This window comes from Halomonas sp. KG2 (assembly GCA_030440445.1).
In the GTDB taxonomy this organism is placed as follows: domain Bacteria; phylum Pseudomonadota; class Gammaproteobacteria; order Pseudomonadales; family Halomonadaceae; genus Vreelandella.
On record CP098528.1, the window covers coordinates 946953 to 960379 of the forward strand.

Annotated in this window: 16 protein-coding genes; 12 read left to right on the plus strand and 4 right to left on the minus strand. The window is 54.6% G+C overall.

Annotated elements, in window-relative coordinates; translation table 11 throughout:
* Window positions 1-26: 26 nt before the first annotated feature.
* From NDQ72_04490 to NDQ72_04500, 3 genes are read left to right on the plus strand one after another with little or no spacing between them, the layout of a single operon-like run.
* Entirely contained in the window at window positions 27-1466 is a 1440-nt protein-coding gene (locus NDQ72_04490) for a c-type cytochrome (protein ID WKD29212.1), read from the plus strand.
* 49 nt (window positions 1467-1515) lie between these two features.
* Window positions 1516-2547 (plus strand): imelysin family protein, encoded by a 1032-nt coding sequence (locus NDQ72_04495; GenBank protein ID WKD29213.1) that lies wholly within the window; start codon window positions 1516-1518, stop codon window positions 2545-2547.
* Between the two features lie 3 nt (window positions 2548-2550).
* Window positions 2551-3639, plus strand: a complete 1089-nt coding sequence (locus NDQ72_04500; GenBank protein WKD29214.1) for a DUF1513 domain-containing protein — start codon at window positions 2551-2553, stop codon at window positions 3637-3639.
* Between the two features lie 7 nt (window positions 3640-3646).
* On the opposite strand, the gene NDQ72_04505 is transcribed toward NDQ72_04500, so the two are convergent.
* Both NDQ72_04505 and NDQ72_04510 read right to left on the minus strand, forming a co-directional pair.
* Window positions 3647-4450 (minus strand): metal ABC transporter permease, encoded by an 804-nt coding sequence (locus NDQ72_04505; protein ID WKD29215.1) that lies wholly within the window; start codon window positions 4448-4450, stop codon window positions 3647-3649.
* Window positions 4440-5180 (minus strand): metal ABC transporter ATP-binding protein, encoded by a 741-nt coding sequence (locus tag NDQ72_04510; GenBank protein WKD29216.1) that lies wholly within the window; start codon window positions 5178-5180, stop codon window positions 4440-4442. The genes NDQ72_04505 and NDQ72_04510 overlap by 11 nt, the downstream gene beginning before the upstream one ends.
* Window positions 5181-5337: 157 nt before the next feature.
* Between NDQ72_04510 and NDQ72_04515 the strand changes: the two genes are divergently transcribed.
* Window positions 5338-6315: a zinc ABC transporter substrate-binding protein gene (locus NDQ72_04515; GenBank protein ID WKD29217.1), complete on the plus strand. Its 978-nt coding sequence runs from the start codon at window positions 5338-5340 to the stop codon at window positions 6313-6315.
* A 98-nt stretch (window positions 6316-6413) separates the two neighbouring features.
* Here the strand turns inward: NDQ72_04515 and NDQ72_04520 are convergent, their stop codons facing one another.
* On the minus strand, window positions 6414-7181 hold the full coding sequence (locus NDQ72_04520; GenBank protein ID WKD29218.1) for an ATP-binding cassette domain-containing protein: 768 nt from the start codon (window positions 7179-7181) through the stop codon (window positions 6414-6416).
* 268 nt (window positions 7182-7449) lie between these two features.
* Between NDQ72_04520 and NDQ72_04525 the strand changes: the two genes are divergently transcribed.
* Window positions 7450-7719: a type B 50S ribosomal protein L31 gene (locus tag NDQ72_04525; GenBank protein WKD29219.1), complete on the plus strand. Its 270-nt coding sequence runs from the start codon at window positions 7450-7452 to the stop codon at window positions 7717-7719.
* Window positions 7720-7731: 12 nt separating this feature from the next.
* Window positions 7732-7872 (plus strand): type B 50S ribosomal protein L36, encoded by a 141-nt coding sequence (gene ykgO, locus NDQ72_04530; protein WKD29220.1) that lies wholly within the window; start codon window positions 7732-7734, stop codon window positions 7870-7872.
* Window positions 7873-8528: 656 nt separating this feature from the next.
* Here ykgO and NDQ72_04535 read toward each other — a convergent pair.
* Window positions 8529-9326 (minus strand): inositol monophosphatase, encoded by a 798-nt coding sequence (locus NDQ72_04535; GenBank protein WKD29221.1) that lies wholly within the window; start codon window positions 9324-9326, stop codon window positions 8529-8531.
* A gap of 235 nt (window positions 9327-9561) precedes the next feature.
* Here NDQ72_04535 and NDQ72_04540 point away from each other — a divergent pair, with 235 nt between their 5' ends.
* The 6 genes from NDQ72_04540 (at window position 9562) to NDQ72_04565 (ending at window position 13382) form a co-directional block, all read left to right on the plus strand.
* A complete protein-coding gene (locus tag NDQ72_04540; GenBank protein WKD29222.1) occupies window positions 9562-10050 on the plus strand; it encodes an RNA polymerase factor sigma-70 in 489 nt (162 codons plus the stop codon).
* A 158-nt stretch (window positions 10051-10208) separates the two neighbouring features.
* The gene (locus NDQ72_04545; protein WKD29223.1) at window positions 10209-10427 is read left to right on the plus strand and encodes a DUF4880 domain-containing protein; all 219 of its coding nucleotides are present in this window, start codon (window positions 10209-10211) and stop codon (window positions 10425-10427) included.
* 255 nt (window positions 10428-10682) lie between these two features.
* Window positions 10683-10928 carry an MbtH family NRPS accessory protein gene (locus tag NDQ72_04550; GenBank protein WKD29224.1) on the plus strand — a complete coding sequence of 82 codons (246 nt, stop codon included), beginning with the start codon at window positions 10683-10685 and terminating at the stop codon, window positions 10926-10928.
* Window positions 10918-11658: an alpha/beta fold hydrolase gene (locus tag NDQ72_04555; GenBank protein WKD29225.1), complete on the plus strand. Its 741-nt coding sequence runs from the start codon at window positions 10918-10920 to the stop codon at window positions 11656-11658. Before NDQ72_04550 ends, NDQ72_04555 begins: the two co-directional genes overlap by 11 nt.
* Complete coding sequence (locus NDQ72_04560) at window positions 11636-12448, plus strand: 4'-phosphopantetheinyl transferase superfamily protein (GenBank protein WKD29226.1); 813 nt, start codon at window positions 11636-11638, stop codon at window positions 12446-12448. Before NDQ72_04555 ends, NDQ72_04560 begins: the two co-directional genes overlap by 23 nt.
* On the plus strand, window positions 12381-13382 hold the full coding sequence (locus NDQ72_04565) for a TauD/TfdA family dioxygenase (GenBank protein WKD29227.1): 1002 nt from the start codon (window positions 12381-12383) through the stop codon (window positions 13380-13382). Before NDQ72_04560 ends, NDQ72_04565 begins: the two co-directional genes overlap by 68 nt.
* Window positions 13383-13427: the final 45 nt, after the last annotated feature.

The following is a 13427-nucleotide window of genomic DNA, read 5'->3' on the forward strand; positions in this document are numbered from 1 at the left end:
TTTGTCGTTTGTCTCAAGGTATATTTATGTGCCACCTCTCTCGCTTTTTTGCCTTCAGGCGACTCGCTCAATGCTGCCTTTTCTTAGCACTGTTGGCGGCCTCTTTGTTTGTGGTCTCTTTACAGGCGGCTGAATCTCCCGCCATTCAATCGTCGCCGATGAGCGGTGGCGATGGGGCAGTGGAGCAATTTGATCACAACGCTTATTCATTACCGCTACGTAACATGTCGATGACCAAGCGGCTTGATTTCAGCGTCGGCAATAGCTTTTTCCGCAACCCCTGGGTGGTAGCACCTGCCAGTACTGAGGCCCGTGATGGCCTGGGCCCGTTGTTTAATACCAATAGTTGTCAAGGTTGCCATCTCAAGGATGGGCGAGGCCACCCACCGATGGGAGATGAAACCCCCATCGCGTTGTTTCTGCGTCTTTCGCTGCCTTCCAATCAGTCGGAGCCGGAAATTTTGGAGCAACGGGGCGCGCTCCCGGTACCCAACTACGGTTTGCAGCTACAAACCTCTGCGATTCCTGGCGTGCAGCCGGAGGGCAAACTGATCATTGAGTACCGTCCGCGGGAAGTGGGCTTTGCCGACGGCCATAGCGTTACCTTGCAGGAGCCGCTTTACTCAATTGCCGAACCTGCCTACGGTGAGTTACCGAACACGTTGCTGACGTCGCCGCGGTTGGCGCCACCAATGATTGGCCTGGGCCTGCTGGAGGCGATTCCTGAAGCAGACCTGATGGCGGCTGCCGACCCCAACGATGCCGATGGCGATGGCATTTCCGGGCGCTATAACCAAGTCTGGGATGTGCGCAGTGGCACCACGGTGATGGGGCGTTTTGGTTGGAAAGCGGGTGAGCCCAGCATTGAGCAGCAGAGCATGCACGCCTTCGCCGGCGATATGGGGCTAACGTCTCGCTTAGTGCCGCAAACGGATTGTATGGAGAGTCAGGGGTGCGATGCCTTTCCTGATGGTGGAACGCCTGAAGTCAGCGATGAAATTGCAGACTTCATCACCTTCTATGCCTCTAGCCTGGCGGTGCCGATGCGCCGCAACATGGATGATCCTGAGGTGATACAGGGGGCCGAGACATTTAACGCACTGGGCTGCGCAAGCTGCCATACCCCCCGCCATCGTACCGCCTCGGATGCTCCCCGAGCGGCGTTGGCGAATCAAGAAATATGGCCTTATAGCGATCTACTGCTCCACGATATGGGCGAAGCCTTGGCCGATCATCGTAGTGAGTTTCAAGCGGATGGGCGCGAATGGCGCACCCCTCCGTTGTGGGGTATTGGCCTGACACAAACGGTGAATCCTCGGGCTGGCTTTCTCCACGATGGCCGTGCCCGTACGCTCGAAGAGGCGATTCTCTGGCATGGTGGCGAAGCAGAGGCGGCCACCCAAGCCTATCGACATCTACCCGCTGACCAGCGCGCGGAACTTATTCGCTTTCTTGAATCTTTATGAGCTTTACAACGCTTCTGTTACGGCTGTCGGCTATTGGTAAGGAGTTAATGTGATTTCTTCTCTTCGTCGTTTGGGGGTAGCCGTTGCGTTTTTAGCGGCTCCCTTTTCTGCACTGGGTTCCGCTGATACGGACACCAATACACCACGTGATATCTGGCATGGCGCGATAGCGCAGCAGTATGCCGAACTCAGTCATGCCTCTGAGCGCCTGGAGGCTAGTGCAACGCGCTTTTGCCAAGCGCCCGATGAATCGCTCAAGCAGCGGCTTGAAAGCGACTGGCTGGGGGCTTATCAAGCTTGGCAGGCGGTGCGCTTTGTCCAGTTTGGGCCCATTGAGCAGAATAGCCGTGGCTGGCAACTTCAGTTCTGGCCAGACCGCAAAAACCTTGTAGGTAGCAAGGTAGAAGGATGGTTGAGAGCGGACACCACGCCAACGGCCGAAGATATTGCTAGCGATAGCGTCGCGATTCAGGGATTTCCGGCTATTGAGTACTTGCTATATGACGATGCTATGAGTGACCGGCCACTTGGTGAACCGGCTATGTGCGGCTTGTTGCAGGCTATCTCTACTCATCTCGTAGACACGAGTAGCGCACTGGAGCGCGACTGGCAGGCCTTTGGTATGCACTATCGTGATACCCCGCGTTACACCGAAACCACACTGGCTAACGCCATTCAAGCAATCGAAACCCTAGAGCAGAAACGTCTTGGTGAGCCAATGGGGCTACAAGGGACGCCTGCTAATCGCTATTTAGCGGAAGCTTGGCGTAGCGGTAACTCCATTCGTTTGGTGGAAAGTACGCTTGAAGGGCTGCGCACAGGGTTTCTTCCAGGGCTCTCGACGTTGCTGCGCGAAGCCGATGCAGTGCCACTCGCCGAGACATTTCGTGATCAATTGGACAAGACGTTAGCCAAGGCGAGTGATCTGCCTTCGGGGCTGACAACGTCACTGGACGATCAAGCCTTTCGTGACCTGCAGTCGCTTTATCTCAATATTGGTCAGTTGAACTATCTGCTGGGAACCGAAATTGCGGCCGAGCTTGGCCTCGTGCGTGGCTTTAATTCTAGCGATGGAGATTGAGCGATGCAGCGACGGCAGGTGCTGAAAGCTGGGCTAGGAAGCGTCTTAATGGCATTAACACCACTGAGCTGGGCGGTGCCGGGGCGCGAAAATGCTGACTGGCTGTTTAGCGCGGTTGATGATCTTGATGGAAAGCACTACATCGCTGGAGTGGCACTGGATGGTAAAAGCCGCTTTATGATTGAAGTGCCCGAGCGCTGTCACGGGGGCTGTCTACGTCCTAGCTCCCACCAGGCAGTACTTTTTGCCCGCCGCCCCGGCACTCGAATGCATGTGATCGATGGGGCTAATCGGCGCTTAGCTCACACCATTTCAGCGGGAGAAGGTTACCATTTCTATGGACATGGGGTTTTCGACCTGAACGGGCGCTATCTGTATGTCACCGCCAATCGTTTGGCGGACAGCGCCGGGCTGGTGCGCGTTTACGATGCTGCCAACGACTACGCTCATGTGCGCGATATGTCGCTGGATGGTATCGGGCCCCATGAGCTTCGGCTGATGCCGGATGGTGATACTCTGGTGATTGGTTTGGGGGGAATCCAGACTCACCCTGACTACGGTCGGGTTAAGCTCAATCTGGACACTATGGCCCCGGCGCTGATGCTTATGAATCGCCACAGCGGCGAAGTAGTAGCCCGCCATGCTCCTTCGCACCACCAGCTTAGCTGCCGTCATCTAGACGTGGCAGCGGACGGCACGGTGATCGCCGGATACCAATTTGAAGGCCCTGAGTGGGAGTCCTATCCGCTGATTTGTCGTCTGGATGCTGCCGGAGGCTTCTCTGAGCTGGCGCTGCCCGATGAGGTCACCACCAGCCTTCGGCACTACACCGCTAGCGTCGCGTTTAGCCGTGTTTCAGCAACTGTTCTGGTGACCGCTCCTCGCGGCAATCGGGTGCTGCTGCTAGATGCTGAACAGGGCCGCTTGAACGCTAACCTGGAGCTACCCGACGCTGCCGGTGCCCGCTGTGATGGGAGCGGCGGCTTTCTGGTCTCCTCCGGCCAGGGCGGACTCTACCGTGTAACCCCTGACACGGCAGTGCCCGAGTTGCTCGCCAGCCAGGAATTCCGCTGGGATAACCATTTGACCTGACAGATACCTAACGTTGGCCTAAATAGCGAAAAGCATTTATCCCTAGAGTCGAAAGCGCGAAAAAGCCAGCGGCCAAGGTAACAATTGTCGGCCCCGTGGGGGTATCAAAATAGTAAGCGGCCCTGAGCCCCAACGTAACCGCCAATGTCGCAATACACATAGCTACTAGTGCCATAATTTCAGGCGTTCTGGAGAAAGGCCTTGCCGTTGCAGCAGGAATAATCAGTAAGGCTGCAATTAGCAATGCACCGACCACCTTGAGTGCCACAGCCACGACCATGGCAAGAGAGAGCGTTAAGACCAATTGCTCGCGGCGGGGCTGAATGCCATTGGCGTAGGCAAGTTCATCGCTCAGTGTGGCAGTCAGAAGTGCCGACCAACGCCAGAAGAGTAACGCCAATATCAGTAATGCGCCGCCACCGATGATCCACAGGTCATCCTGGCCAACGGCCAGGATATCGCCGAATAAATATGCCGTCAGGTCAATCCGGACTCCCGAAATAAATGAAACGGCGACCAGGCCGATCGCCAAGGCTGAGTGAGCCATGACACCGAGTAGCGTATCCATGGCATAACCGCGCCCGCTGAGTAGCGTTACGCAAGCGGCCATGGTGAGGGCAACGGTTAATACGCCTGCAAAAATAGAGAGGTTAAACATTAAAGCCAGTGCAACACCAAGGATGGCGGCGTGAGATGTCGCATCGCCGAAGTAAGCCATACGTCGCCAAACCACAAAGCAGCCAAGCGGTGCCGCGGCAAGGGCAACGAATATGCCGGCCAGAGTAGCGCGCCACATGAAGTCATCCAACATGGGCTGCCTCCTCATGGTGATGACGATAAAAAGCCAGCATTTGTGCTGTCTGTTCACCGAATAACGCTTGATAGTCTGGGGAAGACGCAACACGTTCTGGTTTGCCCTCGCAACAGATGTGGCCGTTTAAGCACAGCACATGGTCGGCGGTGCGCATGACGACATGAAGGTCATGGCTGACCATCAATACGGCACAGCGGTAGTGCTGACGAACCTCTTCAATTTTTTTATAAAAGTCCGCGATGCCACGATAGTCCAACCCTTGTGTTGCCTCGTCGAGAATTAAGATGTCTGGTTTTGTGATAAGCGCGCGGGCCAGCAGTACCCGTTGGAGTTGGCCGCCTGATAAGTGGCTCATGGCGGAATTTTCCAATGCCTCGACCCCAGCGTTTGCTAATGTTTGCTGCACATCGCGGCGGGCATGGCGGTGAGGAAGGTTAAGGAAGCGTGAGACCGTCATCGGTAGCGTTGGGTCTAAATGGAGTCGCTGGGGCACATAACCGATAGACAAATTCTCATCGATGGCGACGTAACCTGATGTTGGCTTAATGGCCCCAACTAATGTTTTAACTAACGTTGATTTTCCTGAGCCATTTGGGCCAATCAGCGTGACAATCTCTTCACGGTGCAATGTCAGATTAATATCTCTCAAAATATGCTGGCCACTGATCAGAACATTGATTTGTTTGGCGCGCAGGAGAGGGGCATTACCGGGTGTGAATTGAGACATCAGCTTGCAGCCTCTCGGTTAATTGCTATTCTGATTCAATTTGTTATGTTATATCATATTGAAAAAATAAGGGCTAATGCTTCTGCGGCTATAAGCGCTTTCTAGATAGGTCGTATGAGAGTGGGGGAATTATGGTTTTGATAATTTGGAGAAAAACATGAAGTACAGAATTTCACGTTACACCCTGCCGCTATTAGCGAGCTTTCCCTTGTCAGCCCTAGCAGATGTTCCCCGTGTGGCGGTAGACATTCCGCCGGTTCATTCGCTAGTGGCCAAAGTTATGGGGGATCTCGGGACTCCCGACCTTTTCATTCAGCCTGGTGCATCACCCCACGGCTACTCACTGAGGCCTTCGGAAGCCAAAGTGTTAAATGATGCTGATGTGGTCGTATGGGTAAGTAATGATCTAACGCCTTGGTTATCGGCTCCGATCGCCAATTTGGCAAACGACGCCGAGCATCTGGAACTAATGGGCGTACCCGGCATTAATACGTTTGCATATCGTGAAGGCGCGACGTTTGATCTGGGTGACCACGACCACGACCACGACCACGACCACGACCACGACCACGACCACGACCACGACCACGACCACGACCACGACCATTATCACGATGGGCAAGATCCACATGGTTGGCTGGATCCTGGTAATGCGCGGCGCTGGCTCGATGCCATTGCCCAGCAACTTAGCGAAATCGATCCTGACAATGCCGCCCACTATCGTGCTAATGCGGCACAAGGCCAGCAAGAACTTGAAGCACTTGAGCAAGATTTAAAGGAACGCTTAGCCAATAGCGAGCAGACTCGCTTTATCGTATTTCACGATGCCTATCAGTACTTTGAAAAAGCGTTGGGTGTCACTGCGGCTGGTGCTATTTCTATCGGTGACGCATCCTCACCCAGCCCGAGACGTATTGAAACTATCCAGCAGTTAGTTGATGCAGAAGGCGTTACGTGTGTATTCAGCGAACCGCAATTTAATCCGCAAATCGTTGATACTGTCTTTGGCGATACGGATGTTTATATTGGTGTAATGGACCCTCTAGGCGTTGGCTTAACACTAGGTGCAGGGCTTTACGACGCACTACTTAACCAAATGGCTGATGAAATACAACACTGTACCGACACGATGTGAGTCAGTCTGGAAAGCCGGTATCAAGAAGGAGTGATTAAATAGGCGCGCTAATGTGGACAGTGATCTCGTCTGGCATTAGCGCGTCGGTATGTCTTCACTCATTGGGCTACAGCAATATTGTGCTCCCCATTGGGGTGTTTCATCACCTGCATGGGTAGGCCATAAATCGCTTCTAAGGTGCTGCAACTCATCAAATCATCCGGGCTGCCATGGGCCAGCAAGCGACCGCTATGCAGTGCCATCAGTTCATCACAGTAGCGTGATGCCATATTGATATCGTGCAATACAATAATGACGCCAAGGTTCAGCTCATCGCATAGCTTGCGAACCAGCGCTAGCACTTCAATTTGGTGAGCAATATCCAGTGCTGCTAGTGGCTCATCGAGCAGCAAGAAACGACTTCCCTGGGCGAGTAGCATAGCCAACCATACTCGCTGACGCTCGCCGCCGGAGAGTGTATCGACTAAGCGGTCGGCAAAGGCCTCTGTGTGGGTAAGGGCGATGGCGCGATCAATGGCGTCTTTGTCTTTCTGGTTATGGCGACCGAGCAGGCCGTGCCAAGGGTAGCGACCAAAAGCCACCAGCTCGCGCCCAGTCAGGCTTTCAGCGCTGGGTAAATGCTGGGGCAGATAAGCTACCTGACGAGCAAACTCGCGATTTCCCCAGTCACGCAGTGGGCGCTGGTCAAAGTGAATCTCGCCTTGGCTGGTGGGTTGCTGCTGGGCCATCAGCTTAATCAGCGTCGACTTTCCCGAGCCATTGTGGCCAATCAAGCCGTAAACCTTGCCCTCATGAAAGCTGTGGTCAATGGGATTTAGAATCTGCTTACCATTGATTTCAAAGGTAGCGCCTTTGACCTCGAACATGAATGACTCCTGGCGATAGGGTTAATAATAATGGCTCTATTCTAGTGCTAATGGTTCTCATTTTTAACAAAAAAATTAAAAGATTTCTGTTGTTGGGCTTAGATAAGCCCTGCGAGGGCTTGAGTATTGGCGGCTAACGCAGTGCTACGGGGCAAGCGTTGGGTTGTGAGTTAACGAGGGTAGGCTTGCAAGATAACCTTTACATGGTAATGAGAATCATGTGTAATTGATATGTTATCTTGTATCTTTTAGGTTGAAGGAGTTGAGTATGAAAAAGGGCATACATCCCGCTTATGGCTACGTAGTGTTCCGCGATACCAGCTGCGGTGCCACGTTTCGGATCCGTTCTACCTGTACCTCAACGCAGACAATTGTCTGGGATGATGGCAATACCTACCCATTGATTGACCTGGATGTCTCTAGCGCTTCTCACCCTTTCTATACCGGCGAGCAGCGCAGAGTTTCTGCTGAAGGTCGGGTGGCGCGTTTTCAGCAGCGCTTCGGTTTGGTTTCGCGCCGCTCTTCTGGCGCTAAGTAGAGGATATATAGAGTGCAAGTACTTAGCTCGCTCAAGTCCGCCAAAAACCGCCATCCTGATTGCCAAGTGGTCAAACGTCGCGGACGGCTGTATGTCATTTGTAAAACGAATCCGCGCTTCAAAGCGCGCCAGGGAGGAAAGCACAAAAAATAAGCAGGGAATCTCCTGGGGCCAGCGGCTTATTTTTTATCAACGCACAATACAGCGTTTGAACTCAGGGGGGCGTAATATCAGTCAGTTAAGGCTGACTAGCATTATCCCCTAGTTCCATATAGCAAAGTGGCCACAGCACCGTCATTCCTGAGCCACCGCACCGTCATTCCCGAGTGGGGTTATCGGGAATCCACCTTGACCTTGGCCTGCAGCAGCCCGAAGCCTCAGGTCAACATGGATTCCCGCTAAGGGCCTGCGGGAATGACAAAGTGGCAGGGCCTGCGGGAATGGCGAGGGCGGTTCGGAGGGCTGGGGTGGAGTCGCCGCACCGTCATTCCTGAGTCACCGAACCGTCATTCCCGAGTGGGGTAATCGGGAATCCACCTTGACCTTGGCCTGCAGCAGCCCGAAACCCCTGGTCAACATGGATTCCCGCTAAGGGCCTGCGGGAATGACGAAGTGGCAGGGCCTGCGGGAATGACGAAGTGGTAGGGCCTGCGGGAATGACGAAGTGGTAGGGCCTGTAGGAGTGACGAGGGCGGCACGGAGGGCTGGGGTGGAGTCATCGTCAGGCACTTATTAAACAAAAAAACCAGCCCATCAGATAATGCCGGTCGGCTTAACTGACTTGCATTAGGGGTGGAGCGGATATTCTGTTAGCAAGAGCTTAAACATGCTAGCAGTTGGCTATGCTGCTCGGGGTGCGCAGCAATTAGGCTGTTCCATTGAACAGGATTTGCCTCACCAGAGATATCCGTGACGGTGTATCCAGCTTCCCGAGCTATCACAATACCGGCAGCGATATCCCAGAAGTCGAGCGCGGCGCCTTGCGACCAAAAAGCATCAAACCGACCTAGGCTGAGATAGGCGATCTCAAGTGCCGCTGAACCAGGGCTGCGGATACCCGCCACTTGGGGCATTAATGTCGCGAGTTGATTTAGCGCTGTCGTGCAGTTGCCTTTAGCGTGATAGGGCAGACAAGTGCTCACCAGCATCTCGGTTAGCGGGCGAGGGACTGGTGTTGTTAACGGGCGGTCATTGAGAAAGGCGCCCGCACCTTGGCCTGCCCAAAGCATCTCATCTAGGAGTGGTTGATAGACAACACCGATAATTAGCGCATCACCTTTGGTGACCGCAATAGACACCGAGAAATGAGGCACGCCATGCAGAAAATTGCTGGTGCCATCAAGGGGGTCAATAATCACGGTATAGTCGCTATCGGTGGGCGTCAGGCCGCTCTCTTCACCGAGGAAAGCGATATCGGGAAAGGCGCTGCTGATGCAGTCGATAATGATACTCTCGGCGGCCGTATCGTAGTAGCTCACAAAGTCTGACGCCCCCTTTTGCTCGAAAGCAATCCGCCCCTTTTGCGAATACCCCTCGCGCAACAGCACGCCCGCCTCATAGGCAGCTTGCTTAACTGTTTCCAGCAAGCTGTTTTCGCTCTCAAGCATGTCGTTTCTCCTGGGGCTTATATGGCTGTTATCAAATCATTTGCTAAAGGTAACGAACCATCCATGACGTGGCGATGACAGTAGACGTTTTTGGTTTGGTAGGTCAGTTGTTTAGTACAAGCATATCGTTATGAAAAGAGGATTAGGCCTCGCTGATTGACTTTACTGCCTGTTAACGCAAATAATAATTATTGTTATTTATTTTGTGGTGTTAGTTAAGGCAGGAGGCCAATCAGTGGATACCCAGACCTGGAGCGCTGAGTTAGAAGATATCTTCGTTAATCAGCGGCCCCGGCTCTGCTGTGTCGCCGCAAGAGTATTGGGCAATGCTGATCAAGCCGATGATGTTGTGCAGGATGCCTATCTGAAAATTTCGGAAGCAACCACGCTTTTTGAGGTGAAGCAGCCCATATCCTATGTGTCACGTGTGGTGCGCAACCTCGCCATTGACCGCTGCCGCCGTTCGGCGTTTGAGTCAACTTTGTTTGCAAAAGAAGAGGAAGGGGAGGCCGCCTCTTACGCGTCACACTCTCCAGAGGTGATCGCGATTGACCGCCAGGCCTTGGCACAGGTGGTGGACGCGTTGGACGAGCTGCCTGAGCGTACGCGGCGCGCTTTTGAGCTCTATCGTTCGGGAAGTCATACGCAGCGGGAAGTGGCTCACTTGTTAGGTATTTCCACCACGTTAGTTAATTTTATGATTCGCGATGCATTGACGCATTGACGCATTGCCGCCAGTCGCTACAAGGTTAAACGTTGCCAGATCGGTAAGCCCACGTTCCGTCCCTTCTTTGTTGTCGCTTTGTTACACTGTCAGCAAATAGCGTTGATAATATTACACGCTTCCCGAGACAGGTGTTCAGCAGGCAGCAGTAGCGAGGTTTGACAGTAACGATGGATAACGACAGCGGCGATGATGCCGTTTGGCAAACGGCGCTAGACTGGCTGATGCGCGAGCATGAAGAGACGTTGAGCGACGCTGATCGCGAGGCGCTTCATGCGTGGTTAGCGGCTTCTTCTCAGCACCGCCGTGTATTTCGTGAAGCCGAACAGCTATGGCTGCTAACGGGGATGATTCCAAGTGGTGATGAGCGCAACTGATCAGTCACTGTTTTTTTTACTCTCCTCCTTCGGTTGTCAGGCTAACTAAATGGTCGCGAGCTAAAGCTTCCTCCTACTGGTGCAATTCTTAGTCTGGCAAAGGTAATTCTATGCCTACGCCCTAGCGGCCCCTCCCCTTATTTTTTCTATTTTCCTACCCCAACATTAAATTTTCTGACGCCTCACTCGTCATTGAGTAATGAGAAGTAATTGCGTTTTATTTCTCATTCCTTTGGCAACGATGAGGTTAGTCCCATGACAAGCTGTTTTGATCGTGAAGATGGTGTCTTCCGTGTATTAGTCAACCACGAAGAGCAGTACTCCCTCTGGCCAGAATGGAAAGCGATTCCCGCTGGCTGGACCGATACCGGCGTACTCGGCGATAAGCCAACCTGCCTCGACTACGTCGAAAAGACCTGGACTGATATGCGGCCACTGTCGCTGCGCCAGTGGATGGATGAGCAGGCTAACGCTGAGGCGGAGCAGGTGGATGCAGGTTAAGCGTTTAAGACTGCTCTGCCTGCCCTGTGCCGGGGCTAGCGCCACCATGTATCTGCGCTGGAAGCGTCAGTTGCCCGCCTGGATCGAGGTATATCCCGTCGAGCTGCCTGGGCGTGGTGAGCGCCTGGGTGAGTCGCTCATCGATGACTTCGAGTCCCAGGTCGTGCGGCTGTGCGAAGAGCAAGCAACGCGGATGCGCGGCGACTTTGCCCTGTTCGGTCACAGCATGGGGGCGTTGTTGGCCTACGGCATGGCAGCTCGCTTGCGCGATGTAGGGCGACCTCAGCCACGGATGCTATTCGCCTCAGGCAGTGCGGCACCCTCAATGCGCGACTCAGAGCGTTTAGCGGGGCTTGATAACGATAAGGCCTTAATCGCGGATCTACGCCAACAGGGCGGCACCCCAGAGGAAGTGTTCGAAAGCCCGGAACTGCTGCGCCTCACTCTTGATGTGTTGGCGGCGGACTATCGCCTCTGCCGCAGTTTCCGCTATCGCGGCGGGTCGCCGTTTGGTTATCCCTTACAGGTACTCGCAGGGCGCGATGACGATATCGAAAGAGAGCGTTTAGAAGCGTGGCAGCGAGAAGCGGGCGGGGCGTTCTCGTTGGACTGGTTCGAAGGAGGGCACTTCTTTATTCGCCAGCAGCAAGCACAAGTGCTGGAGACTATCGAACGGGCGCTGACTCGACGGCTTGAGGAGGTGCCCCATGCAGCGCCTGCAGTTAGCTGAAGGGGCTCCTGAGGGGCTTGAAGTCTGGCGCTTATCGCTCGGTCTGAACGCCCCGGTGGCTGACGAAGATGATCGGTTGCTGAGTCGAGCCGAGTGGCAGCGCGCCCAGCGGCTTCGCCGTCACGCCGATGTCGTACGCGCCGTGGCGACTCGAGCGGCCCTGCGGCGACTGCTATCAGCGCACACCGGTATAGCGCCAGAAAAGTTGGTGTTCACTCAGAACGCTTACGGCAAACCAGCGTTGGAAAACGCTGATGGGCCTGCTTTCAATGTCTCCCACTCTGGCCATGTCGCCCTGATCGCGATTGCTCCCGGCGGAGCGGTGGGGGTCGATATTGAGCGTTGCCGACCCGAGGCCGAACTGGCGCCGCTGCAAGGGCTGGTGCTATCGCCGAGTGAGCAGCTCGACCACGCACGCGACGGCATCGCACTGCCCTTCATGGAGCGCTGGGTGGTTAAAGAGGCGGTGCTCAAAGCCCTGGGCCTGGGCATCGCTGATCATTTGCAGGCGCTCTCGATCACTTCCTCTTTAGGGTCGCCAGGCACCTATCACCTTGAGCACTCGCTTCCCGTGTCATCACCTTTGCAAGCATGGCCGCTGCCAGCGCCGAGTGGCTATGCCGCTGCCCTGGGTTATATCGATTCAGGCTATGTCGATTCAGGCTATTCCCACACAAACGCCCAGGGCAAACGCTACTCAACGAATTTTCAGGAGATCAATAATGGACAGCCAAAGCGCAACACCAACGCAACAAACCAACACCATATCCAAACGTCAGGGGCCTGCTGATTCGGAGCTGCCCATTATGATTTCTCCCTCCTACCCAGGGCAGCCACTGCTGGAAGCCTTTGGCGAGTTGCGCGCGGATATTGAGACGCTGGTGGCCAGAGTCGGTGGGGTGTTGCTAAGAGGTTTCGATGTTCCCTCCGTGGACGATTTTCAGCAGTTTGCTGCCGCCTTTGGTCATCCTCTGCTGAGTTATGAGTTCGCCTCAACACCGCGTTCAGCGGTTTCGTCGGGCATTTATACCTCGACCGAGTACCCCGCTCATCAACATATTCCCCTCCACAATGAGCAGGCCTACACCCGCGAGTGGCCGATGAAAATCTGGTTCCACTGTGTCACCGCTTCCCCCGAAGGGGGAGAGACGCCGATAGCCGATAGCCGCGCTATTTACCGCCGTATGCCTGCAGAGATCCGCGAGCGCTTTGCCCCCGGCATTCTCTACGTACGCAACTACGGCGATTTCGACATGCCTTGGCAAAAGGTGTTTAACACCGAAGACCGTGCCGAGGTGGAGGCATTCTGCCAGCGCGCGGGGATTCGTTGTGAGTGGAAGCCTGATGGCGACCTGCGTACTACCCAGTTATGCCAAAGCATAGAGACTCACCCTGTCACCGGTGAGCAGGTGTGGTTTAACCAGGGCCATCTTTTCCATGTCTCCAACCTGCAGCCAGAGGTGCGAGAGTCGCTGGAAGAGCTGCTCGACCCCGAAGACATGCCGCGTAACGTCTTCTTTGCCGATGGTAGCCCCATTGACGATGCCATCTTCGATGAGATCCGCGGCGTACTGGCCGACGAAACGGTGATGTTCCCCTGGCAGGCAGGCGATGTGCTGATGCTCGACAACATGCTGGTCGCCCATGCGCGCACGCCGTTCAAAGGGCCGCGCAAAGTCGTCGTCGCCATGGCGGAAGGTCACGGCAACCTCTCCAACGACTAAACATAACGCCTCATCTAACGGCCAGGAGTTCCAGCAGGTACGCAT